Below are 23,579 nucleotides of genomic sequence, written 5' to 3'. Positions count from 1 at the left end.
TAATTTATGAGAAAAATTTTTCCAATTGATGAAGTTGTTGTATATATTGTAAAATTTGCGGTTTCTGTGTATCATAGTACATATAATGTGATAAAAGGAGCTACAGCGCTATGAAGAAAAGTCTTCAATCCACTTTCAGTACACGGCAGAATATGCTGTCCAAAGATTTTGAAATCTACTATTACAATGACACTTATCAGAACAGTCATTATTATAATGTGGACAGTCACACCCATAATTATTACGAATTTTACTTTTTTCTTGAGGGAAATGTTTTAATGAATATTGAAGGAGATGTTCATCTGCTGAAACCGGGCGATGTCATTGTTATTCCGCCGAATGTATACCACTATGCCATACTGCAGGGCACTGCTGCCCCGTACAGACGATTTGTTTTCTGGATCAGCCGGGATTACTGCAATGATCTACTGCAGATTTCACCGGACTATGTCTATCTGATGCAGCATGCCCTGATCCAGAAGCGTTATCTGTTCCATTATGATATGATTGCCTTTAATTCACTTCAATCCAAAGTATTCCGGCTGATTGAAGAAATGCACTCCAACCGTTTCGGCCGGGATGCCAAAGTTTCTCTTTGTGTCAATGATCTGATCCTGCATCTGAACCGCTCGGTATATGAAGCCGAGCATCCGGCATCTCCCCGGGAAGAAGCACATTTATATCAAAATCTGATGCACTATATCGAGGATCATCTGGATGAGGAGCTTTCTCTGGAACATCTGGCACAACAGTTTTTTGTAAGTAAATATCATATTGCTCATGTATTCAAAGACAATATGGGATTGTCTGTCCATCAGTTCATTACAAAAAAACGCCTTTCTCTGTGCCGTGACGCAATTCTTACACAAGGAAATATCAGCGATGTATATTTGATGTACGGATTCAAAGATTACTCCAGCTTCTTCCGCGCGTTTAAAAAAGAATTTGGGATGTCCCCGAAAGAGTACCGGGAATTATTTTCACAGCAGGCGGCGGGCAAGTATACTGTTTACCAGCCTTGAAAAAAGAATATCAATGCCCCCACGCCACGCCCCACTGCCATACTAATGACAAATGCGGAAATATATCGTACAATCTTCACTCTTCGGATAAAAATCGGGAACACATTCAAAATCTCTGCCAGAGCCATCGACCAGCAGCCCACGAAAATTCCCGCCAGAAGTCCGAAAATCGGCACGATCCAATTTCCAAATGGAAGCTGGATGTGAAACAGCATCATGAGCGTTCCCGCAATTCCGCCAAGCGCCGCACTATCCTCATAAAGCAAAATATGGTCTGCCGTATGGGTCCGGTCCGCAAAATCCGCGATCACTCCGAGCTCCACAATAAATGCAAACAGTCCTCCTGCAACTGCCACGCCTGCACTAAGACCGATAAGTGCCAATAGTATTTGATTTACCCACATCCAATTCCTCCTTTCTTCTGGAGGCGTCCTCTACCAGAGTGGTCTGAATATCATTTTCATAAAGACGCATCTGTACTTCCAACGGTGTTGGATCCACAGTAAACCGTTTCTTTCCGAAATGATTAAAAAACATAAGAATTCCAACTGCGATGCCGACAGAATAGCTGATCTCCAAAATTGTGAATCCACTGCTCTTTGCTCCGGTCATAGCCTCATATATCTGTGAAAACAACTTTGTCACAGATATATCGTTGTTAAATGCCATAATCGAAAATGCAGCCCCGCAAAAAGTCAAAACTACCACAAAAGCAGTCTTTAAGATGTGGAACAGCTTTCCCGGCGTTTTCTGATTCTCATATGTGATAATGATATCTGTCTCCCCAAGATTCTGAATATCCAGATTTGGATACTGTTCATGGATACAGGCAATGATTTTCAAAATAGAAATCACAAACCGCTGCTCCTTTTTTCCATTGTCTGGTATTTTCAGGATTTTCATTGTCTTGACCTTTGGAATCACTGTTTTGTTACTGCATTCAAAAGTCAAAATATCTCCAAGAGTCACATCCGTTTTCGTTATCTCAACATCTCGTTCACCTTTGATGTAGAGCGTATCCTGACTAGACGGCATAATGCATTTCCTCCTGCCGGATTAATGTGCCCTCACTGTCTGGAAAGTGCTCGTCACTGCTATACCAATAATACGCACTTCCGATAACTACCGCCGCCAGTACAAGTGTCACCAGACAAATGCGGACTTTTCTTCTTCCTTCATCCATATCCTCACCTAACCCTTTCAAAAATGTGTAACAGTTCAACCTACCGGCTGCACTGTTACAAAAATGTAATCACCTAGGAATTATCCTTTGACGGAACAAATCCTATTTGTGTTAGTATCTGGATTTCCAGACAGATTATACTTATATTTTCTTTATTTACATCCCCAGTTTCCTTAGATTTTCTATGATCCGTTTCTCCAGTCTGGATACCTGCACCTGTGAAATCCCAAGTATTTTTCCAACTGCCGACTGGGTCTGATTCTGAAAGTATCTCAGATATATCAATTGGCGTTCATCTTTATCCAACGTTTCCAGGAGCTGTTTTAACATCATATGGTTCAGGATTTTCTCCTCTTGATGTTCTTCTTCCTCCAGCTTGTCCATCAGACGGATTTCCTGCCCCTCGCTCTGATGAATGGGCTTGTAAATGGATTCTACCTCACTGCCTGCTTCCATCGCCTGCACGATTTCTTCCTTTTCCACCTGTAATTTTTCAGAAAGCTCTTCTAACGTAGGTTCTCTGCCATGTTGATTGATCAACTCTTCTCTCGCAAGAAATGCTTTATAAGACAGTTCTTTTAGAGAGCGGCTTACTTTGATCATACCGTCATCTCTCAGAAAGCGTTTAATCTCTCCACTAATCATAGGGACTGCATAAGTGGAAAATTTCACATCATATGTCAGGTCGAACTTATCAATTGCTTTCAGTAGTCCGATACTTCCTATCTGGAATAAATCTTCCGTATCCGTTCCCCGCCCGGCAAATCTTTTCACTACACACCAGATCAGTCCTACATTTTCCTCTACTAACCGTTCTCTCGCCTCTTTATCTCCATCGTGTGCCTGTCTGATCAAAGCGATTGTGTGGTCCATAAATTCCTTCCTTTTCCAATTGTTTTCTGCATTTTTACTGTTGTTCCTATCCCCGGCGAAGATTCTACCTCTACCTTATCCATGAAAGCTTCCATAAATGCAAATCCCATTCCTGAGCGGTCCATTTCCGGTTTTGTTGTGTACATGGGCTGCATTGCCTGCTCTACATCTTCAATGCCCCGCCCGGTATCCTTGATATGTACTGTAAGCAGATTATCCTCAATCCTGCAAAATACAGCCACTTTATGCAGCTCATTTTCATACCCATGGATGATCGCATTGGTCACAGCTTCCGAAACCGCTGTTTTTACATCCGCCACCTCTTCAATTGTCGGATTTAGCTGTGTCATAAAAGCTGCCACTGCCACTCGTGCAAACCGCTCATTTTCCGAACGGCTGTCAAAAATCACTTCCATTTCATTGGCGTTTTTCATTCCTGTTCCTCCTCATATATCTGCATTATTTTTGTCACACCCGACAGTGTCAGGACTTTCTTGATCCGGGGGTTTGTATGAACTGCCCAGACTTCTCCTCCAATGAGCCGTATAATCCGGTAGCGCCCCATGATCGCCCCGATTCCTGAGCTGTCCATAAACTCTGTCTTATCAAAATCAAAAATCACATACTTAATATGATTTCGTTCTATCACCATATCTGCATTCTTTCGGATTTCCTCTGCATGGTGATGGTCCACCTCTTTGGGCAGAAAAATTGTGAGACAATTCTCCTGTACCTGATATTTCATGATACTCCTCCTCGTTATTTATATTTTCAAATTTCGGCACACAGGCACGACAGTTATATACATGGTTTATCACATGCATCGCAACAAAAAAAGAGAAAGACTAGCCCTTTATCGGATCCATCTTTCTCTTTCGTAACCATAGCCGTTAACTTTTGACTGTCATTGCAGCAACGTGCAATATGTATAAAATATTCTTTTATATTTCACTGCGCCGCATTTTCACCTTCTGCTACATTTGCCTGTGCAATCTCATCCAAACTGGCTTTCGCCTGATTTGCAAAATCTGTATTCGGAAACAGCTCATTACATCTTGTCAAATACGTTGTTGCTGACTGATCATCTCCGCTTCTCAAATAAGAAAGCCCCAGATTCAAAAGCGCTTCTCCCGAATTATAAGATTCTTCCATACGGACTAACTGTAGTAGATTGTTGATCGCATATTCGTAATTTGCCACATTAAATGATTCCATTCCTGCGTCATACCGAATCTGGCATGCCGTTGGATATACTGCTGCAGTCATTTCATCAAAGCGTGCCTGCCCGGTATCCCCCAGAGAATTACGGTTGATATTCAGCAGGATGTCCGCCAGCAGTTCTTCTGAATAGTCTCCCAGCCTATATTGATCATACGCAGAAATCAGATTCTCATAGCTGTCTGCTGTACTCGCTGCATTTTGTACTGCCGTCTCCGTATCTGAATTAGCAGCCCGATACTGATCCAGTGTTCTTGTCTGCGCGCTGATCTGCGCCTCCAAAGCATTGATTCGTTCACTGGATTCTATAATCTGTTTGTTTATCTTACCATTCCGTGTTTCTTCCACTGCGGGAGCTATTAAAAACCAAACTACAGATGCTCCGATCAGCACACCAATTACAATATTTAATATGGTGATTTTACCGGTCAAAAATTTCAGTGCATTCTGTGCCGGCTGAATAATCGTCTCGTTTCCACGCTTATACTCGACTGCGTTTTTCCCCCGCTTCCTGCTTCTTTGTGTCCTGCTCCCCCGGCGGACCTTTTTCCCCCGCCCCGTTATCAGCTCATGTACATATCGAAGTGTTATTTCATTGGTCGTATCCAGATTCCGCGCAATCTTTAATATCTGCCGTGCTTTTGCGTACTGTTCCGTCTGCAAATATAATAATGCCAGAAGCTGATATGCCTTTAGAAATGACGGGTGCATCTCAATTACCTTTTTCAACTGGATGATTGCCATATCTTCCCCATTATGTCCGCAATATGAAAGGCACTGATTATACCGTTTCACTGCCTGATTGAGCACTTCCAGTTCTCCAGACGAATCCTGTACTTTCTTAATATACTCACTTGCTGCATTCTTATGAGGCTGCAGATTTTTACTAATGATCCATTCCACCAGAGCCTCTGCAATTTCTCCCTGCCCATAATATACAAGTCCGAGAAGATTCCTTGCCGCAATATTGCCTCTATTATATTGCAAACTCCGGCGAAGTGAAGCAATAGCCCCTGACATATCCCGGATTTTTGCTTTCCGCAAGCCATCATTATACCAGAAATTAGACTGGCTGATGATTTTTTTCATATAATCCATCTATTTTCACCGCATGCCTTTGCTACTTATTGCTTTGCTCCATCACCTGTTTCAGCAAATCTGTCATATCAGACAAATCTTCCTGATAAACAGCATCTTCTATATTTTCTACTTCCAGACTCGGCTTGAACTTTTTTAATTCTTCTTCATAATCCAGCATCTCAAATCCTCCTTCTGCCGCTGTTCCACAATATTATCATCGTTTCCCTATCAGTTCCTTGATCATTCCTGCCAGATACAAAGACCCCAGACAGTACACACTTCTGCCATTCTGATTTTCAAGTAAATATTTCCATGCATCGCCAGGTACCGCCTTCTCAACGACTGGTTTATCTGTATATCTCCGGAAAATATCCGCCAGCTTTGTAATATCCTCTGCACGCTTGTCCATAATCTGCGTGACTACATATAGCTCTGCATTCACATGTTGACACAAAAATTCAATCATATGATGATAATCCTTATCCTGTACCGCCGAAAACAAAATAACTTTTCCCCGTTGATTTTTTTTATCTATGACAGACACACTCTCTGCAAAGCGCTTTACAGCACTTAAGTTATGTGCGCCGTCTATGTAAATCTCTGGAAGTACCTCTTCCATCCGCCCTTGCCATACTACCCGTTCAAGCGCTGCCTTCCAATCAGACAGATTTCCATGTTCTCCAAACAGATATCTCATCACTTCCAATGCCAGGCAGGCATTCTCCGGTTGATAAATTCCTGTGTTGTGAAGCTTCCAGATAATATCTTCATAATACGCATTTATACAGGAAAATGCAATATGTTTATTTTGAATTCCGAAAATTTTGTACGCATTTTTCCCGATTTTTTTACACGGAATTCCAAGTTTCTCCACAGTGTTTTCAATGACACGGTTGCTTTCTTCTTCACCTTCCACGTAAAAAACAGGGGTACCAGTTTTTAAGATTCCCGCCTTTTCCCCAGCTATTTTTTCAAGGGTATCCCCCAGAAGTTCCATGTGGTCAAATCCAATGGATGTAATCACAGAGCATATAGGATGCTCCACAGAATTTGTCGCATCCAGCCGCCCTCCAAGCCCCGTTTCCAGCACCGCATACTCAACGCCTGCCCGGGCAAATGCAGTAACCGCCATACAAAACAAGAACTCAAAAAAGGTAGGATGGGGAAGGTGATTCTCCTCCATCCTTTTTACTGCTCCCCTGACTATCCCAAAAACTTCCAGGAAAGTCTTATCCGAAATCATATCTCCATTGATAACAATCCGCTCATTCATTTTTACTAGGTGAGGGGATGTGAAAAGTCCCACGCTCTTCCCCTGTGCCCGAAGCATAGCGTCCATGTAAGCACAGACAGAGCCCTTCCCATTTGTTCCCGCCACATGAATCACTTTCAGCTTTTTCTCGGGATTACCAAGATATCGGAGAAATTCTTTTGTATGCCCAGGGTTATTTTTTGTTGTAAACTTTGGAATGCTTAAAATATAAGCTGCTGCCTCTTGATATGTCACTTACTATTCTTCTTCCTTTTCTGCTTTAATAACAGTTCAGCCATCCGGCTGTACCATTACACGTTTTTTTTCGGACTTTGCAGTAAATGCAAAGTCCTATGCCGCACCGTCATCTTTAATAAATGCATTTCGTCCGATTTCTGCCTCATCGGCTTCTTCCTCCAGAGGTGTAAGTTTTCCGTCTTTAAATTCATATTTCACAGAAGTACGAAAAATCGTATTGCTGGAACCTACCTGAGCCGCAATTATAATATCTCCGTCTTTTAATCCAGACTTTTTAAGATCCACCCTTGTATTATTCAAAAATGTAGTCGTCTGCTTCTCTTCATTAATATAAATCTTTGTCTGCTTCGTAAAGTTCTCACCGTAAATACTATAGGTTCCGTCTACCTGCTCAATCAGATTTGTAATGGAAGTATCTTTTACCCCCATCTGCATATGCCCTTCTGTAATCGGCGCGCCGTTATCTTCGTACACATACTGTTTTCCATAAAGAATATCATATTGCAAAAGCTCCAGATCCGCCAGATAATCCTTTGTCTGGTGACGCTGCTGATGATAATTAAACACAGTTCCTGTATGGATGTCCAGCCGTTCCAGCACCTCAGACATAATCTGATAAGCGGCATAGTTTCCGTCCTTCTTCTCCAGACCAATATTGTCCCAGATCACATAATTTGTATTATAAAGATATTTACTCTTCATATCCTTTGCCTGCAGATCCATAGTCGGCAAATGATCTCCATAGAATACAACAACTGTCGGCTCCCCGCGCTTTTCCATTGCCGCAACCAGGTCTCCTGCAAATTTATCCATCTCATACACCTGATTAACATAGTATTCCCATGCATTGCGTGTTCCTTCATCCTCCACACCACTGATGGTAATTGCCGGATTTTCTATAATCTGCTCCGTTGGATACTCTCCATGTCCCTGTACGCTTATGGTAAATACAAAGTCCTGTTCCTCCGTTGTATCCATTGATTCCAGAATATTCGGAATGAGGATATCATCAGTTGCCCAGCCGTTCGGCGTGGTCCGAAGAATATTCATAAATTCTTTGCTTGTAAAATGGTCAAATCCCATGTTGTTAAACACTTGTGCACGGCTATAGAAATTGCCGCCATTGTTATGCAGTGCCTCCGCTCCGTAGCCAAGCTGCCGCAGCGCAGATGCCGCACTTTCTATCACTTTTGTCTTTCCGTACGTTTTGTACGGATATTCCCCCGGTCCAAAAAAACGCATACTCATACCAGTCAGTACCTCGAACTCTGTATTAGCAGTTCCCGCGCCGACAGACGGAACCTTGAAATATCCGGAAGAATATTCCTGATACATTTTTCTCAAATTCGGGATCGGATCTTCGGAAAACTGCAGCCATTCCACCTCTGTAGGGTCAAAATAGGACTCTAGCTGTACAACAATAATATTCGGCAGCTCTTCCTCACTTCTTCCTGTCATGCTTACATTCAGACTTCCGTCCTTATCAATCTCCTCCATGGTTCCTTTGCTGTAGCCTGAAGGTTCGGAAATTCCGGTATTGAACAGACTGGCAGTGAAGCAATAAGGAAATCCATAATCTTCATAAGCAAAAGCAATGTTTCCAAAATAATTAGACACTACACGCTTGTCAATAGCAACATCGGTCAGCACAACATAAGCGCCTGCCCATAAGAAAACACCGATAAATGCCAGAATGCGATGGACTTTCCCTGTATACTGACCGCCTCGTCTCCACATAGAAATGATCCAAATCACTACAGCTGCAATTCCAACGATTAACAGAGCCAGCTCCAGCGGACTAAAATAATTCCCCGTCAGGGAAAGTGCATCTGACAGTACTTTCAAGTCTTGTGCATTAAAAGGCGTAACACGCTTCAATAGCAGATAACCATTACAGGTTCCCAAAAACAGCCATAATACACTCAGCAGAATTCTCGTAAATACCCGCCGCCGTACCATATACACAATTGAAAATGTAACCGTGATCAAAAACGAATTGAACAAAAATACTAATGGTGTTCCAATCATATACTCCCAGGCTTCAAACAAGGAATGACGGGACACAATTTCTATTCCAAAGTTAAGCACACAGGCAAGCAAGAAGTGAAGCAGCGGGGAAATCAGGTTCATCACCTTATACACCGGCTGCATCTTCTTCGCAAACCGGCTGTTCCTGCGCTCTTCCAGAATCCTCTCACGTCTGGCTTTCCGCATTGCCCAATAAGCTTTCACATCCTCTTTTTTCAAATGTTTGATTTTCTCAAAAAACCCTTTCATGTCCGGTTTTTTTATAGAAAAATGTTTCATGCAAAACCTCGTTTCTTTATTTTTTCAAACCACCGATCCGCTCTTTAACCTGAATAAGCATCTGTGTATACTTCTCCAGTTTATCCTTTTCTTCCTGCACCTTTGCAGCCGGAGCCTTGCTTGTAAACCGCTCATTGGAAAGCATTCCCTTTGCCCTGGCAATTTCCTTTGTCAGTTTCTCTTCTTCTTTTTTCAGACGCTCCAGTTCCTGCTCAAAATCTACAAGATCCTCCAGCGGAAGATAAACCGCTGCCTCCGGAACTACTATAGATACTGCATCCTCAGCGACATCTTTCTTCTCAGTATTCACAATAATTTCATTTGCCAGCATCAGCGGCATCGCAGAATTCTTAAGCAATTCTATACCATCCAGCAGTTCCTTGCTTTCACTGATAACAAATACCTTTGTACGGCGATTGTTAGGCACGTTCATCTCGGCACGCATATTACGGATACCTCTTGTAATCGCCTTTACATGCTCAAGCAGTGCCTCGTCTGCCGCAAAGCTCCACTCTTCTTTGTATACCGGCCAGGAAGACATCATCAGAGATTCTTCTTCCGGTACCAGTGCGCCGTAAATCTCTTCTGTGATAAACGGCATGAACGGGTGAAGCAGTTTCAATGCATTTCCGAGAACTGTTTTCAATATCCAAAGTGCACAGTCTGCCTCTTCCGGCTTCTCCTCTGCATGATAAATACGATATTTTGCCAACTCTACATACCAGTCACAGAACTCATCCCATACAAAATCGTAAACCTTCTGTACGGCGATTCCGAGTTCAAATTTATCCATATTCTCTGTTACATCTTTAGCCAGTGTATTTATCTTAGATAGAATCCACTTGTCTGCCGAGGTAAATAACTTGTGATCCGGCTCTGCGATGACATTTTCTTCCATGTTCATCATAATGAAGCGTGATGCATTCCATACTTTATTTGCAAAGTTGCGGCTTGCTTCTACACGCTCATTATAAAAACGCATATCGTTACCCGGGGCATTTCCGGTTACCAGTGTCAGACGAAGCGCGTCTGCGCCATACTGGTCGATAATTTCCAGGGGATCAATACCATTTCCAAGAGACTTACTCATCTTACGCCCCTGTGAGTCACGTACCAGACCGTGAATCAGCACAGTATGGAACGGTGATTTTCCTGTGTGCTCCAGACCTGAGAATACCATACGGATTACCCAGAAGAAGATGATATCGTATCCGGTTACAAGTACATCTGTCGGATAGAAATAATCCAGATCTTCTGTCGTATCCGGCCATCCAAGTGTAGAAAACGGCCACAAAGCGGAACTAAACCACGTATCCAGTGTATCCTCATCCTGTGTAAAACGCGTACATCCGCAATGCGGGCACTTCTTTGGCATTTCTCTCGCTACAACAAATTCACCGCACTCCTCACAGTAATAAGCCGGAATCCGGTGTCCCCACCAAATCTGCCGCGAGATACACCAGTCTTTGATGTTCTCCAGCCAGTGCAGGTAAATTTTGTCAAAACGCTCCGGCACAAATTTCAATTCTCCTGTTTTTAATGCTTCGATTGCCGGCTTTGCCAATTCCTCCATCTTAACAAACCATTGCTGCTTAATCAATGGCTCAACAGTTGTACCGCAACGGTCATGAGTCCCTACATTATGGGAGTGAGGTTCAATTTTTACGAGGAATCCCTGCTCTTCCAAATCTTTTACGATAGCCTTTCTTGCTTCGTATCGATCCATACCTGCATATTTGCCGCCCTTTTCATTGATAGCGGCATTGTCACTCATAATGTTGATTTCCGGCAAGTTATGACGTTTTCCAACTTCAAAGTCGTTCGGATCATGCGCCGGTGTAATCTTTACTGCCCCGGTTCCGAACTCCTTATCTACATAATAATCTGCGACAACTGGGATTTCTTTATTCACCAGTGGAAGCAGAACATTTTTTCCAACAATATCTTTATATCTCTCATCATCCGGGTGTACGGCAATTGCTGTATCTCCTAGCATCGTCTCCGGACGTGTAGTTGCAATTTCAAGGAAACGGTCTGTACCTATGATCGGATACTTAATGTGCCAGAAATGCCCCCCCTGTTCCTCGTGTTCAACCTCTGCGTCAGACAGAGAAGTCTTACATACCGGACACCAGTTGATGATTCTGGATCCTTTGTAAATATATCCTTTTTCATATAATTTGATAAATACTTCTTCAACAGCTTTTGAACATCCCTCGTCCATTGTAAAACGCTCTCTGTCCCAGTCACAGGAAACACCCAGCTTTTTCAGCTGTCCCTCAATAGTTCCCGCATATTCCTCTTTCCACTGCCATGTACGTTCCAGAAATCCTTCCCTTCCCAGCTCTTTTTTATCAATTCCTTCTTCTTTTAGCTGATTGGTTACTTTGACCTCTGTGGAAATTGCAGCATGATCGGTTCCCGGAATCCAGAGGGCATTGTAACCTTCCATTCTTTTATAACGAATCAAAATATCCTGTAATGTATTATCCAGTGCGTGACCCATGTGCAGCTTTCCTGTAATATTCGGAGGCGGCATTACCGTTGTAAACGGCTTTTTGCTTCTGTCCGCCTCTGCATGGAAATATTTTTTCTCACACCACTTGTCATATAATTTTTCCTCAATTTCCTTCGGATTGTAAGTCTTTGCCAATTCCTTGCCCATAGTTTCCTCCTTGTTTCCTGTTCTCTTTACTCTCTTCCTTTGCATAGTAAGTCTTACGACTGCGTTTCACGAATTATTCACATTTAAAGCATCAAAAAAGCCCTTTACAAAAATGTAAAGGGCGAAATCAATCCGCGGTACCACCTTTTTTCTGTAACCGAGCCACATACAAATCCTAACATTCTACAGTCTCTGTCAATCTTAACTGCTTTACAATGCGGCTTATAAGTCTGCTGCTCAGCCTACAGCTCTTGGTTCTGTAACGTAAACCACTACGGGATACCCTCATATACATGTCTACTGCATATAATGTATCTTCTTCGGATATCCGGTTCAGAAGCTACCTTCCATAACTCTTACTCTGAAGCAGCCTTCCAGCCAATGAACTGCTCTCTCTGACAGAAGTCATTATGTACTCCTCTTCCTCGTCACCTGTTTTTTTTAATTAAATGTTAACTATATATTAACTATTGACTATCATATCTTTCTGGCGGCGATTTGTCAAGGAGTTTAGGGAAAGTTAAGAAATATAACGTAACAGTTCAGCCTTTCGGCTGCACTGTTACTGAATCCGCCCTATTTTAAGTTCACCTGCGGTGAAAGGGCGGATTCTATTTTCCCATCACGCATTTTTACGGAGTTTGCAGCAAGTGCAAACTCCTATACTGAACTGTTACAATATAACAACTCAGTCTTCATCCGGACCATATCCCGGCTTCCGATACAGCACTTCCGGCTGCGCCATAAACTTTGCATATACCTTCTCATCCCACTCTGCTTTCGGAATGTCTTGAATACTCACAGATACGTGTTCAGGTGACACGTCCAGAGTTTGTATCACAATCTGAGCAACACGAACTGCCAATTCCTGTTTTTTGTTTTCTGTCCGTCCTTCAAACATTTGAATTGTAATATGAGGCATCGCATTCTCTCCTCGTCTGCTATAATTTTAATTCCACTCCGCATCCATTTTCCAATGCTTTTTGGTATGCCCTCCATGCACAGGCTACGTCATACGTCCCAGATCCCATATGAGTACAGATAATAATCTCATCATCTGATTCTCTTCCCGGAATCATGCCCGCCATGACCTCTGCCACCTCTCCTTTAATATCGGCAGAATCCAATTCTACATTATGAGACATCTCGTGACTCTCAACAATCTCAGCGATATCAGTAATTCTATTTCCAACATACCATTTGTCAGCCTTATGCGCCAGTGCAGGATCCACATCCACAAATCCATCAATTGCAATGATGGTTGTTCCTTTTTCTACATCATCATACCAGAGCAGAATATCCGGACTGTTGGTAGCAGCTAAAATGATATCTGCGCCTTCCCCTATCTTTCGTCCGGCCTCTACATAAACAAATTCCGCCCTGCCATCGAAACGTTTTTTAATTTCCTCAAACCGCTTCTTCTTGCGGCAGTTTATCTGTACTCTCTGAATCTCGGGAAATTCCGTCAAAAATCCTTCAATTCCACACACTGCCTGCGTTCCACTGCCGATAACCGCCAATGTACGCACTTGTTTTTTTGCAAGAACTCTGGCAGCTACTACCCCATGCCCTCCTGCCGTCCGCATGGGCGTAATATCATCTGCACTGACGATTGCTTTCAGGCTTCCTGTCTCAATATCATTGACAATTACAATATTTCCATGGCTAAAAGGAAATCCCGGTGCAGGATTCCGATATATTCCGATCCATTTAAATCCAAGAATCCCTTTTACCGGCAGACATGCCGGAATATGCAGAAAAGAATTTTCCGAATCTGCAGATATGGGAAGAAAACTATGCTCTCCCTCTCTGACGCTTCCGTCCTTCCAATGTGTCCATAATTCTTTTATTACTGCAATCACATCTTCAGGTTTTAAATACTGTTTTACAGTCTCTCTGTCCAGATAGAGAAATGTTTCTTCCATACTGCCTTCCTCCCTGTTTCTGTGTAATCTCTGTTCAAATATTCCCCATCATTTTTTTCAGAGAATTTTTGATTTTCTTTTCTTTCAATTCTTGATCATCAATAAAAGTTAAAGCTCCTGTCGGACAGTTTCTCACACATGCCGGTTCCATTCCCTGCTTCACTCTTTCCACGCAGCCATCGCATTTGATCATCTTACCATCTGTACCATAGGACGGCGCCCCGAACGGGCACGCCATTGCGCAGCTATGACAGCCGATACAATTTGTACTGTCATATACCGTAAATCCTGTTTCTTTGTCTTTGCTCAGGCAGCTGCATGGACATGCTTTGATGCATGGCGCGTCATCACAGTGAAAACAGGCAACCGAATAATATTCATATCCGCCATCTTCATCTTCTAAATCACAGACCAGCCGAAACGGTGATACACCTTCTGACACATTCAGATCATTCTGATCCATGCATGTTACTGCACAAGCTCCGCAGGCAGAGCATTTTTGAATATCAAGGTCAATTACTTTCCCCATTGTCAGTTCTCCTTTTCTTTCATCAAAAGATTAATCAATTTCTCCGGAATCCCCTCTGCTTTCAGTCTCACACGTGCAACCGGACTCAGACTATCCCGGCTTCCAGTCATTTTCTTAAGCATATAAGATTTGAGAACGCCGCTTGCTCCGTAAGAATCCAGAAAATTCATGCACACCGGAACACCATCTTTTACACGGACAGCAAAGTACTGTCCCTTTTCTTTATTTTCATATTCAAACTCTTCGCCTTCGCTTCTTACATCTCCGTATCCGATAAAATCCATCCCCATAAAATGTGTAATATTGTGAAGCATATTTCCGTGATAAACAGTTTCCGCACCCGCCATATTAGCGCCGGCTGCAGCCCCCTGACGTGCGGCGTTGTCCCAAATACCGATAATCTGTGTATGCCCGCTTTGCAGATTCATTCCTTCACTGCAGTCTCCGGCACAATAAATATCCGGCATATTGGTCCTCATAAAATTGTCTGCGACAATCCCCTTGTTTATATAAATCTTTTCGTCCGCCACCTGTGTATTTGCACGTGTTCCGATACACATCATCACCATATCGCAGGAGATCGTCTGTCCATCTGCAAACACCACTTTTTTCTTGCCATTTTCATCTTCCACTGCCTGCATCGCTTTAGAAAATGCCAGTTCTACTCCCATATTTTTCAAACGTCTTTCTATTTCACAGGCAATCTGTGGTACTGCTGCAACCGGAAAAATGTAAGGAGCCATATCAACTAATGTGCAGTGAATCCCTCTGGCATGAAAAAGTTCTACCAGTTTAATACCTACCATAGATGCTCCTACGACAACCGCACTCCTAATTTCTTCTGTCTCCAACACCTGCTTCACCATTTCCGCGTCATCCATTGTACGCATAGAAAAGACATTTTTCCCATGCGTTCCCGGAATCGGCGGTATAAATGCACTGGCTCCTGTGGAAATCAGAATCTGGTCATAGTTTTGAAGTGTACCGTCTTTCAAACGAACTCTTTTTTCTTCTGAAAGAACCTTATCCACCGCTTTAGAAATCACCCGGAAATCAAACTGTTTTTGAATCTCTTCCATTGTCCCAAAAGGACAAGTTCCCGCTTTGCTGATCTTTCCATGTATATAATATGTAGTCAGCATCGGATTCCCCGGAGACCATGCAGTATCTGTATATACATCAATCTCACCTTGATAACCGTGTTCCCGCATCGCCTTTACCGCATGATATCCAGCGCATCCAAAGCCCACGACTGCTGTTTTACATTTCATATTCCGCCCCCTGCTTCTTTACCGGTGTCAGTCTGCACCTGCTGGACTTGAAACCTGGATACCCACTATAAGGATCTGTGTGCGTACTTCCAATCAAATCGTTTGCATTTGCTTCTCCGTAACCATGGTACATCTGCACATCACCTTTTCTGATTTTTACAGATGGATTTACCTTCACCCGAATCTCACCTGTAATCGTTGCAATTTCCACCCAGTCTCCCTTTTCAACCCCTAGTTCCTTTGCGTCCTCTATATTAATGTCAACCATTGGCTCCGGTCTTAAGCTTCTCGTCCATGGCACATTATGCAGTCTGGAATGAATGGCATTAGGTATACGAGATCCAGTGACTAAAATATAGGGATATTCCCGTTCATCCATGCCCTCATCATCCAGCGTCGGACAATAGGTCGGAATCGGATTTAAACCACGGTCTTTAAACTCTGCAATATAATTAGAATAAAATTCAAATTTTCCGCTTGCAGTATTCATTCCGTTCTTTGTGAACTCTCCTGGCACGACATCTCTTGCCTCCGGCACTTTAATCGGCAGATCGCTTGCCTTCATATCTTCTATCGTAATGCTTAAGTCACGAATCATATAATTAATTTCAGCTTCGTAGCCTTCTCGCAGCAGCTTATCATCCAGATCCATCACATCAGCCAGCTCTTTCAGAATCTGTACATCACTCTTAGACTCATAGAGAGGTTCAATGACCGGCTTTGTAAATGTTGCATACCCGCCAATATATGCTTTGAATTCCCCTCGTTCGTAGGAGGTACATGCCGGAAGTACGATATTCGCATATTTGGCAGTGTCCGTCATAAACAAATCTACATCTACGAAGAAATCCAAACTCTTCAATGCTTCATACATTTTCTGCGTATCCGGGAACATCTTTGCATTCATACCTGCACCATATAAAGCTTTAATTGGATATGGAGTTCCCTCCAGAATCTGGCGTGACATATCCATTGCCTGGAATTCATCCATAAACTTGCTCCACAATGGATACTTGGTACATCCGATTGCTTTTGACTTTCTATCCGGCTGAACGTCCAGATAGTACTCATGCTCATACATATTGTATCCTGCCGGCATGTCATAGAACGTTGACTTTTCTGGAATCTGACCGCCGGGTCTGTCAAAGTTTCCAGTCAGACCATTCAGACAGATCATTGCACGATAATTCTGAAAACCATTAATATGGTGTGTCAGAGAACAGGAAGTCTCTGTAATAGACGCCGGTCCGTTTGTCGCATACATTTTGGCTGCTTCATAGATATCCTCTTTTCTTAAGCCCGTGATTTCCGCAGTACGCTCTAATGTAAATTGCCTGACATATTCTGCATATTCTTCAAACCCATATGTATACTTCTCAATATATTCTTTGTCATGCCAGTCATTCTCTATGATAAGATTCGCCATCCCCAGTGCAAGAGCTCCGTCTGTTCCCGGCTTGATCTGCAGGTGAATATCCGCAAGTTTTTGTGTTGCCGGAGTTTTCCTTGGGTCTATAATAATAAATTTCTTCCCCTGCTCTTTTAGACGAAGTAATCTGGGCGCTACAAGATACCTTGAATGAAATCCATTCAATGCAAACCCCAGAATTACATTTGAATTTTCCATATCCGGATCCGAATTCAACCCAACTGTTGCTTCCCATGCCATCTCACTGGCTTTAAAGCAAGTGCTGCATTCGGTTCCGTAATTGATGCTTCCAAAAGAATATGCAAACCTGTGCAGATACTGACGATACCATTTTGTATATCCTGAGAAAAAAGCCACACTGTCTGCTCCGTACTCTTTCTTTACCTTCAAAAGCTCATCGGCTACGATCCGGTATGCTTCATCCCATGTAATCGGTTCAAACTTTCCTTCCCCCCGCTCACCGACACGGCGAAGCGGGGTTTTAATTCTGTCTTCTCTGTATACATACTGGCGGCCGGCTGCTCCTTTTGTACAGAGCAGACCATGACTTCTCGGATGTTCCTTCGTACCTTCCAGTTTAATAATCTTGCCGTCCTTTACATATGCGTCAACTCCACAATGCATTCCCGGGCAGCAGATATCACATAATGTTCGTTTTATCTCTATCCCATTTCCCTCACACGGGATTTTTGCCTTTGTCAACTTATTTATATCTGGCATATCTATCCTCCAACACTAAATTGTAAACAATTTGCCAAGATACGGAATCTTATCTCCTACTCTTGCTTTTCTCAAGGCGCCCCACAACGTTACCTGATTGCTTGTAAGTACCGGAAGTCCGAAATCTGTTTCGATCGTAGAAATAATATCCAGTGCATTCATTCCCGTGCAACTAATAAAAATACTCTCCGCTCCTGTCAAATCCAATGTTTTTACATGCTGATAAATATCATAAGGTCTGTCACTTAATTCATCCAGTGTGCAGCGTTCTGAAGTCATTCCCCGAATTACCGTTACATGAATTCCATTATCCTCCAGAAACTTTTTCTCCAGCACATTTGTTTCATCTGGATATGGTGTCACAACAGCAGTACTGGATACCCCCAGAGCCCGGAATGCATCTAAAAGAGAAGTACTTGTTGTCAATCCCGGATAACCGCATGTCTGCTCAATTCTTTCAATACATTTCTGGTCAAATCCTGTTCCGCCGACAAGACTTCCCGAAGTACATCCGAAAGTGATAACATCAAACGGAAGATTATCAGCAAAAATACGTGCCGAATCTTCCAGACAATCTACCATATCCATTAGTTCCTCTGGTGTGGGATTGCCGGAAAATGGGATTCTGTTTGTTACTACAGCCACTCCTTCCGGTACAAATCTGTGAAAATCCGTCTCTATTGCCACACCTGTTGTCGGCGCGATCACACCGATCATTGCTCTCCAATTATATAACATTCCAATCCCTCCTAACTAATCTTAGAAACAATCTCTTCCATAGAAAGTTCTGATGCAAATCCAGAGTTCTTTAAAGTACGTCCTTCTGCATAATAATCTCTTTTATTTACTGCTGACGCCAGTGTAATTACAGATCTTAATACCGGCATCTCAATTCCCAAACGCTCTGCGCAGGACAGTGCCATAGAAGCACATGCCACTGCATCCTCCTCTATATAACGGTGCTGAAGACTGTCCGGTCCCTTCAATGTTCTGAATACGGAATATTCCGGATGATTTTTCCAATCTCTAAGTTCTTCAAAAAACTCTGTTGCAGAATCCCTCTCTTCCAGACCAAATGCTGTCAACAAACGAATTCTCTCCTGTCTGATCGCTTCAGTACAATGTACTGCATAATCTGTCAAACCATGCTGAAACAAAATAAAGTCCTCACCCATAGAATCTACCGTGCTGGATGCAAGAAGTGTGGTTCCAATGTGCAGCACATAGTTATCAGACAAAAGTGCACCCTCTAATACATGTTTATTTGCAACAAAATCCAGAACACCTTTATTTCTCTCCATGAATTCTGTTGTTTTACTTCCCGGAAGTGCAGCAATTTTCTTTGCGCGGATAGGAAGTCCTATTGTCACTTCTGCCGGCGCTGTCAGTCTGCACGGACACAAATTCCCTTCCATTTCCGCTATGATCACACTTTCTGGTACATGATTTTTCTGAAATACATCTCTGAAAATAAAGGAAGCAAGATTCCCCGGCAGGATCAGAACACTCTGCTCTTCTCTCATATAAGGCGCAATTCGTTCTGCAATTTCCTGATGTCTGGCTGCCGGTACACAAATGAATAATAATTCAGCGCTCTCTACCGCTTCCTTAAAATCATGTGTCACACAAGCAACAGGAAAAATTCCTCTTCCTGCGCGGCCCCGTAACATTACTCCGCCTTCCTCCTTCACTGCATCCAGTTCTTCTTTAAAATTTTCATTATCGCACAATGTAACAGAAAAACCTTTGCCTGTCAGATGTGCGGCAGCGGCATGCCCTGTAGAGCCGCCGCCAATTACTGTAATATTCTTAACCATAGTTCCCACCTCTGAATTATAATGTGATATATTTGCTTATTTCTGTCATATCCTTTACATCTTCCAGTTTATTCAAAATGAAATCACACAGAGCGTCCTGTTTTTCTTCGCTCATTAATCCCTTTGTTGCAAGTTTAAAACAATCAATGCATTCTTCTCTTGTGTATGGATTCTGCGGATGTCCTTTCGGGAATTGAACAGCCTCATCATATACAGTTCCATCTTCCATTGTCACCTTCATGGTATAAGACGGATAGGAACCCTGCTGGAATATATCAAAGTTATGGCTGATAAGGGATGTCTCACCCACACCTTTTACCTTTGCAGCCATTTTCAGAATTTCTGGATCTCTTAAATATTTCTCATCCAGCCATTCTGTTCCTACTTCCGGTCCCTTTAAGTACATTGCCATGCAAAATGGAATACTGAACTGTGCCGCAACCAATGAGTCATATCCATCTGCCGGGCTGTCCTCACTTCGTTCTGGAATATACGGAGATACCTCAATCAGCTGAATCTTATCTACATCAATATTGTTCTTTGTCATAATGGAATGAATCATATCCATCGGTGTCTGAATCCACATATTTACCGGCCAGTTCTTAAGCATAAGTTCCATGATCATGTATCTCTTGCCAAGATCCTTATCATACCAGTCCCAATCGCATTGATCAGATACTCCGAAATAGTAGCCTGTATCTTCTTCCAACACTCCCATCAGAGTAGAAATACCCTTTTCAGTAATCATTGCACACTCTACTGCGGATTGTGCAGTCAGACCATGTGTATAGTGATAAAAATCACTGAAACTGGAATGGATCAGATTGATCGCAACTGGTGTCATATGCCCTGCGGCGCCAAGAAGCTGGTTCATTTTATCACCCTTGATGCCTAACAGCTTGCCTGTTACAGAAGCCGGAGCAAAAATCTGCCAGCAGTGAAGTCCCCATCCCTCTTCAAAACGCTGTGGAGACGGCTGCACCGCCATTGCGATTCTCTGATATACATCGTATCCTCCAACCAATGCTGTCAAATAATCTTTACCGCTTTTATGATAAGCCTCTGCCACTGCCAGACCTGTCGGAACTGCACCCGCCGACGGATGTCCTGTCCAACTGCAGTCCTCCCAGTCAAGAAGGTCTGCCAGTGTTCCGCTTGCCAGAACTGCATTTCCAACGCTTACCTTGCTTCCATCCCCGATAATAGTCGCTTCCTTGCCGCCTTCTCCAAGTGTTTTGGCAACGTCAATGATATTTTTTCCCGCTTCCGTCTTAACCGCAGATATAGCCGCCCCGACAGTATGTAAAGTCACCAGTTTTGCTCGTTCAATGACTTCCGCCGGAATATCTTCATACTTGAGGTTTGATAAATAGTCTGCTATAATTTTTGTATATTGTTTCATTTTTCTTCTCCTTTTCATTACTTATTATTTTACTTTTTAATAACCCAACTAATTATGAGGTACTGCTATGCGTATAGAACATTTAAATTATCTGGTTGAAGTTGCAAAACATAAATCTATTTCCACTGCTGCCAAAAAGCTGTATATCAGTCAGACCGGACTTAGCGCAATCATTAATTCCATTGAAGCAGAACTTAATATCAAGCTATTTTACCGTACCAACAAAGGGGTTTCTCTGACTGTCGAAGGTGAGCAGGCAATCCTGATCATGAAAGATATCCTCACCAAAAATGATGAACTTCATTTCCTCAGTTCTGATGAAGGACAGCAGCGCCGGATAATCAACCTTGGTGTCTTTCCTGCCGCTACAAATGCACTTTCCCGCTATCTCACCGGCATCTGGTCCAAACAACACAGTCAGACACATCTCCATGTCTATGAAGTGGGCTATGAAGATTTACAGAACTGTATTGCCTCCCACCTTGCCAGCATCATTATCGCCGCAGAATCTTCCAGCAATCTCAGCGCTGCTGCTCTGCAGAATGGTAAGGTATATGCAGAACCTCTTTGCAACGATCACTTTTGTGTTCTTGTCTCTTCACAGTCAGAACTTGCCGCAAAAAATGCCGTGGATATCAGCGAAATCATGAATATGCATCTTCTTCTGACCCATAACTACCCCAGTCCGCAGGATAAACCCATCGGACATATTCTTCACAGTTTTAGTACTTTTACAGTGCTCAACAATCTGGAAGTAACCAAACAAATTCTTGCCGACAGCCCCGACAAGGTAATCATCACCCCCACCCTTACTTTAGAACAGGACCCTCTGATACGAAACGGAAAACTGAAAATGCTCGACGTTACCGGATTTGATAATACGCTGACAATCTTTATGATGTGTGACGTCACTTCCAGACTGAGTATTCAGGAAACCTTGCTTATGCAGGAAATCCGCAACTTCTTTTCTTCTCTTAAACAATAAAGCTGGCAATCAGATACACAGGAAACGCACTGAGGAAGAACAGCAGGCAGTAGACCAGACCGTATTTATAAATCTCCTTTACTTCTATCCACTTGTTGCTGTACAAATACGGAGCCATTCCTGATGAACCCGGAAGAATAAATCCCATTGTTGCAACAAAGATAATAATCATTCCAACCAGGGAAGGCGAGAAATAATAATTTCCCACAAAAGGAATGATAACTGTCATCAGTACAATTCCTGTTGCCATGTTACTTCCCACATTAGTCAAGAACATTTGTAAAATTAAAATTGCAGCAAGAAATACAACGGGGTGCATTCCCGAAAACAGCGGCGACAAAATATTACTCAACAGCTCTGTTACCCCTGTGCCTTCCGATGTAAGAGCACGGGCAGCCGGAATGATTGCCGCACACATCATCAAAATGCTCCAGCTCAATCCAGTTGAAGCAGCTTTTGTAAAGTCCAGCACTGGTTTATCCTCATGTCTTACAACCATTGCCAGTACAAGTACAAGCGCAAACCATCCTGCCTGCGTGATTCTATTCAGCAACGCAACTAACGGCCACTCCGGTGGAAGTACGATTGTCACAAGTACATATGCCACGATCAGTCCAAAACACAAGAATAACATTTTGTGCCGGAAATTTAATCTCAGATCGCCTTCACCTTCCAGCTTTTCAACATCGATTCCATTCAATTTATCAAAATCGCATTTGAATACAAATTTCATTGCCAGAAGCCACAGAAGATTCACGAGACTCTCAATAATAAATCCAAGAATAAAATATGTCACATAATTGATGCCATATCCAGTCATATCTTCAAAAGTCTGTGCAAGCACCAGCCACCAGCTCTGGAATGCAAATAATCCTTCATAAATAATACAAGACAGGAAACATCCTATGATCATCATGGTGCTATAGCGTTCTCCCTTCTTATAACCTGCCATGTCAGCAATGTTATAAAAGATAGCCCATGCAAGAATGACTGAAGCATTGGAGGAAATCAGCAGGGAGCATACTCCGAATACCACCATATATACGAAAGTGAATAACATCGGGCGATTCCGCAATACCTTTCTCGTTATAAACCACCGTGCCAGAATCTCACCTAGTCCGCTCTGACTGATTCCTTCTGCAAGTATCAGTATAATCAGCATCATCCAGACTAACTCACTTCCAAATCCCGCCGCGATTGCTTCTGTTACAGTACAATAATCCGACATTCCCAATGCAATCAGACCAACCATACTGGGCCAGATAATATCAACCACACAGCATAGATAAATCAATCCTATAAAAATTCCGGTCACCTGCATTCCAAGGGGCGTCAGAGGTCCGATTGGCGGCAGATACCGAAACCCGAACATAATTACCAGACCAATCAGTGATTTTACATAATAGCTTATACTTTTACTCTTCATGAAATGTTTTCCTTTCACACCTTTCTGGATTTACACGAGCGCTCTTTGTATGCCTTAAATTATATATCTTCCCCATTCCTTTGTATAATATTGATACCTGATATCCCGTCAGCATTTTTTTTGCTAGCAGATTGCACAAATGTAACAGTTCAGCCTTCGGCTTCCTGTTACAGGCATCAAGCCATGCAAAACCACTTCGTGGTGGCTTGATGCATCC

Annotated in this window: 22 protein-coding genes and 1 other annotated feature; of the genes, 2 read left to right on the top strand and 20 right to left on the bottom strand. The window is 42.7% G+C overall.

The window, feature by feature from the left end:
* The first annotated feature begins 110 nt into the window (after positions 1 to 110).
* The gene (locus NFS18_RS12180; RefSeq protein ID WP_251390482.1) at positions 111 to 1,022 is read left to right on the top strand and encodes an AraC family transcriptional regulator; all 912 of its coding nucleotides are present in this window, start codon (positions 111 to 113) and stop codon (positions 1,020 to 1,022) included.
* Here the strand turns inward: NFS18_RS12180 and NFS18_RS12175 are convergent.
* The 19 genes from NFS18_RS12175 to NFS18_RS12085 all read right to left on the bottom strand — a co-directional run bounded on the left by NFS18_RS12175 (position 1,010) and on the right by NFS18_RS12085 (position 20,951).
* Positions 1,010 to 1,426, bottom strand: coding sequence for a stage V sporulation protein AB (locus NFS18_RS12175; RefSeq protein ID WP_251390480.1), 417 nt, complete (start codon positions 1,424 to 1,426; stop codon positions 1,010 to 1,012). The two genes, NFS18_RS12180 and NFS18_RS12175, sit on opposite strands and share 13 nt — an antisense overlap.
* Complete coding sequence (locus NFS18_RS12170) at positions 1,386 to 2,057, bottom strand: stage V sporulation protein AA (protein WP_251390478.1); 672 nt, start codon at positions 2,055 to 2,057, stop codon at positions 1,386 to 1,388. The genes NFS18_RS12175 and NFS18_RS12170 overlap by 41 nt, the downstream gene beginning before the upstream one ends.
* Positions 2,047 to 2,205, bottom strand: a complete 159-nt coding sequence (locus NFS18_RS12165) for a hypothetical protein (protein WP_251390476.1) — start codon at positions 2,203 to 2,205, stop codon at positions 2,047 to 2,049. Before NFS18_RS12165 ends, NFS18_RS12170 begins: the two co-directional genes overlap by 11 nt.
* A 156-nt stretch (positions 2,206 to 2,361) precedes the next feature.
* Positions 2,362 to 3,078, bottom strand: a complete 717-nt coding sequence (gene sigF / locus NFS18_RS12160; RefSeq protein ID WP_251390474.1) for an RNA polymerase sporulation sigma factor SigF — start codon at positions 3,076 to 3,078, stop codon at positions 2,362 to 2,364.
* A complete protein-coding gene (gene spoIIAB, locus NFS18_RS12155; protein ID WP_251390472.1) occupies positions 3,057 to 3,512 on the bottom strand; it encodes an anti-sigma F factor in 456 nt (151 codons plus the stop codon). Before spoIIAB ends, sigF begins: the two co-directional genes overlap by 22 nt.
* Positions 3,509 to 3,823 (bottom strand): STAS domain-containing protein, encoded by a 315-nt coding sequence (locus tag NFS18_RS12150; protein ID WP_251390471.1) that lies wholly within the window; start codon positions 3,821 to 3,823, stop codon positions 3,509 to 3,511. The genes spoIIAB and NFS18_RS12150 overlap by 4 nt, the downstream gene beginning before the upstream one ends.
* Positions 3,824 to 4,026: 203 nt before the next feature.
* Positions 4,027 to 5,394 carry a tetratricopeptide repeat protein gene (locus tag NFS18_RS12145; RefSeq protein ID WP_251390468.1) on the bottom strand — a complete coding sequence of 456 codons (1,368 nt, stop codon included), beginning with the start codon at positions 5,392 to 5,394 and terminating at the stop codon, positions 4,027 to 4,029.
* A 22-nt stretch (positions 5,395 to 5,416) separates the two neighbouring features.
* Positions 5,417 to 5,554 carry a hypothetical protein gene (locus NFS18_RS12140; RefSeq protein WP_251390466.1) on the bottom strand — a complete coding sequence of 46 codons (138 nt, stop codon included), beginning with the start codon at positions 5,552 to 5,554 and terminating at the stop codon, positions 5,417 to 5,419.
* Between the two features lie 36 nt (positions 5,555 to 5,590).
* The gene (locus tag NFS18_RS12135; RefSeq protein WP_251390464.1) at positions 5,591 to 6,883 is read right to left on the bottom strand and encodes a bifunctional folylpolyglutamate synthase/dihydrofolate synthase; all 1,293 of its coding nucleotides are present in this window, start codon (positions 6,881 to 6,883) and stop codon (positions 5,591 to 5,593) included.
* Positions 6,884 to 6,979: 96 nt separating this feature from the next.
* Complete coding sequence (locus NFS18_RS12130; RefSeq protein WP_251390462.1) at positions 6,980 to 9,193, bottom strand: LTA synthase family protein; 2,214 nt, start codon at positions 9,191 to 9,193, stop codon at positions 6,980 to 6,982.
* A gap of 16 nt (positions 9,194 to 9,209) precedes the next feature.
* Entirely contained in the window at positions 9,210 to 11,858 is a 2,649-nt protein-coding gene (locus NFS18_RS12125) for a valine--tRNA ligase (protein WP_251390459.1), read from the bottom strand.
* Positions 11,859 to 11,972: 114 nt separating this feature from the next.
* Positions 11,973 to 12,296: a binding site (T-box leader), on the bottom strand.
* Between the two features lie 250 nt (positions 12,297 to 12,546).
* On the bottom strand, positions 12,547 to 12,780 hold the full coding sequence (locus tag NFS18_RS12120; protein WP_251390457.1) for a tautomerase family protein: 234 nt from the start codon (positions 12,778 to 12,780) through the stop codon (positions 12,547 to 12,549).
* A gap of 19 nt (positions 12,781 to 12,799) precedes the next feature.
* Complete coding sequence (locus tag NFS18_RS12115) at positions 12,800 to 13,783, bottom strand: ornithine cyclodeaminase family protein (RefSeq protein WP_251390455.1); 984 nt, start codon at positions 13,781 to 13,783, stop codon at positions 12,800 to 12,802.
* Between the two features lie 34 nt (positions 13,784 to 13,817).
* Positions 13,818 to 14,312, bottom strand: a complete 495-nt coding sequence (locus tag NFS18_RS12110; RefSeq protein ID WP_251390453.1) for a 4Fe-4S dicluster domain-containing protein — start codon at positions 14,310 to 14,312, stop codon at positions 13,818 to 13,820.
* 2 nt (positions 14,313 to 14,314) lie between these two features.
* A complete protein-coding gene (locus NFS18_RS12105; protein WP_251390451.1) occupies positions 14,315 to 15,583 on the bottom strand; it encodes an NAD(P)/FAD-dependent oxidoreductase in 1,269 nt (422 codons plus the stop codon).
* Entirely contained in the window at positions 15,573 to 17,732 is a 2,160-nt protein-coding gene (locus tag NFS18_RS12100) for a molybdopterin-containing oxidoreductase family protein (protein WP_251390449.1), read from the bottom strand. Before NFS18_RS12100 ends, NFS18_RS12105 begins: the two co-directional genes overlap by 11 nt.
* Positions 17,733 to 17,747: 15 nt before the next feature.
* The gene (locus NFS18_RS12095) at positions 17,748 to 18,470 is read right to left on the bottom strand and encodes a maleate cis-trans isomerase family protein (RefSeq protein WP_251390447.1); all 723 of its coding nucleotides are present in this window, start codon (positions 18,468 to 18,470) and stop codon (positions 17,748 to 17,750) included.
* An 11-nt stretch (positions 18,471 to 18,481) separates the two neighbouring features.
* Entirely contained in the window at positions 18,482 to 19,549 is a 1,068-nt protein-coding gene (locus NFS18_RS12090; protein ID WP_251390444.1) for an NAD/NADP-dependent octopine/nopaline dehydrogenase family protein, read from the bottom strand.
* A gap of 16 nt (positions 19,550 to 19,565) precedes the next feature.
* The gene (locus NFS18_RS12085; protein ID WP_251390443.1) at positions 19,566 to 20,951 is read right to left on the bottom strand and encodes an MmgE/PrpD family protein; all 1,386 of its coding nucleotides are present in this window, start codon (positions 20,949 to 20,951) and stop codon (positions 19,566 to 19,568) included.
* A 67-nt stretch (positions 20,952 to 21,018) separates the two neighbouring features.
* Between NFS18_RS12085 and NFS18_RS12080 the strand changes: the two genes are divergently transcribed.
* Positions 21,019 to 21,936 (top strand): LysR family transcriptional regulator, encoded by a 918-nt coding sequence (locus NFS18_RS12080; RefSeq protein WP_251390441.1) that lies wholly within the window; start codon positions 21,019 to 21,021, stop codon positions 21,934 to 21,936.
* On the opposite strand, the gene NFS18_RS12075 is transcribed toward NFS18_RS12080, so the two are convergent.
* A complete protein-coding gene (locus NFS18_RS12075) occupies positions 21,926 to 23,362 on the bottom strand; it encodes an SLC13 family permease (RefSeq protein ID WP_251390439.1) in 1,437 nt (478 codons plus the stop codon). The genes NFS18_RS12080 and NFS18_RS12075 overlap by 11 nt on opposite strands.
* Positions 23,363 to 23,579: the final 217 nt, after the last annotated feature.

Source organism: Mediterraneibacter agrestimuris (assembly GCF_943193195.1).
In the GTDB taxonomy this organism is placed as follows: Bacteria; Bacillota; Clostridia; order Lachnospirales; family Lachnospiraceae; genus Schaedlerella; species Schaedlerella agrestimuris.
Note: the sequence above shows the minus strand (reverse complement) of the source record. Positions and strands in the feature narration are given on the sequence as shown.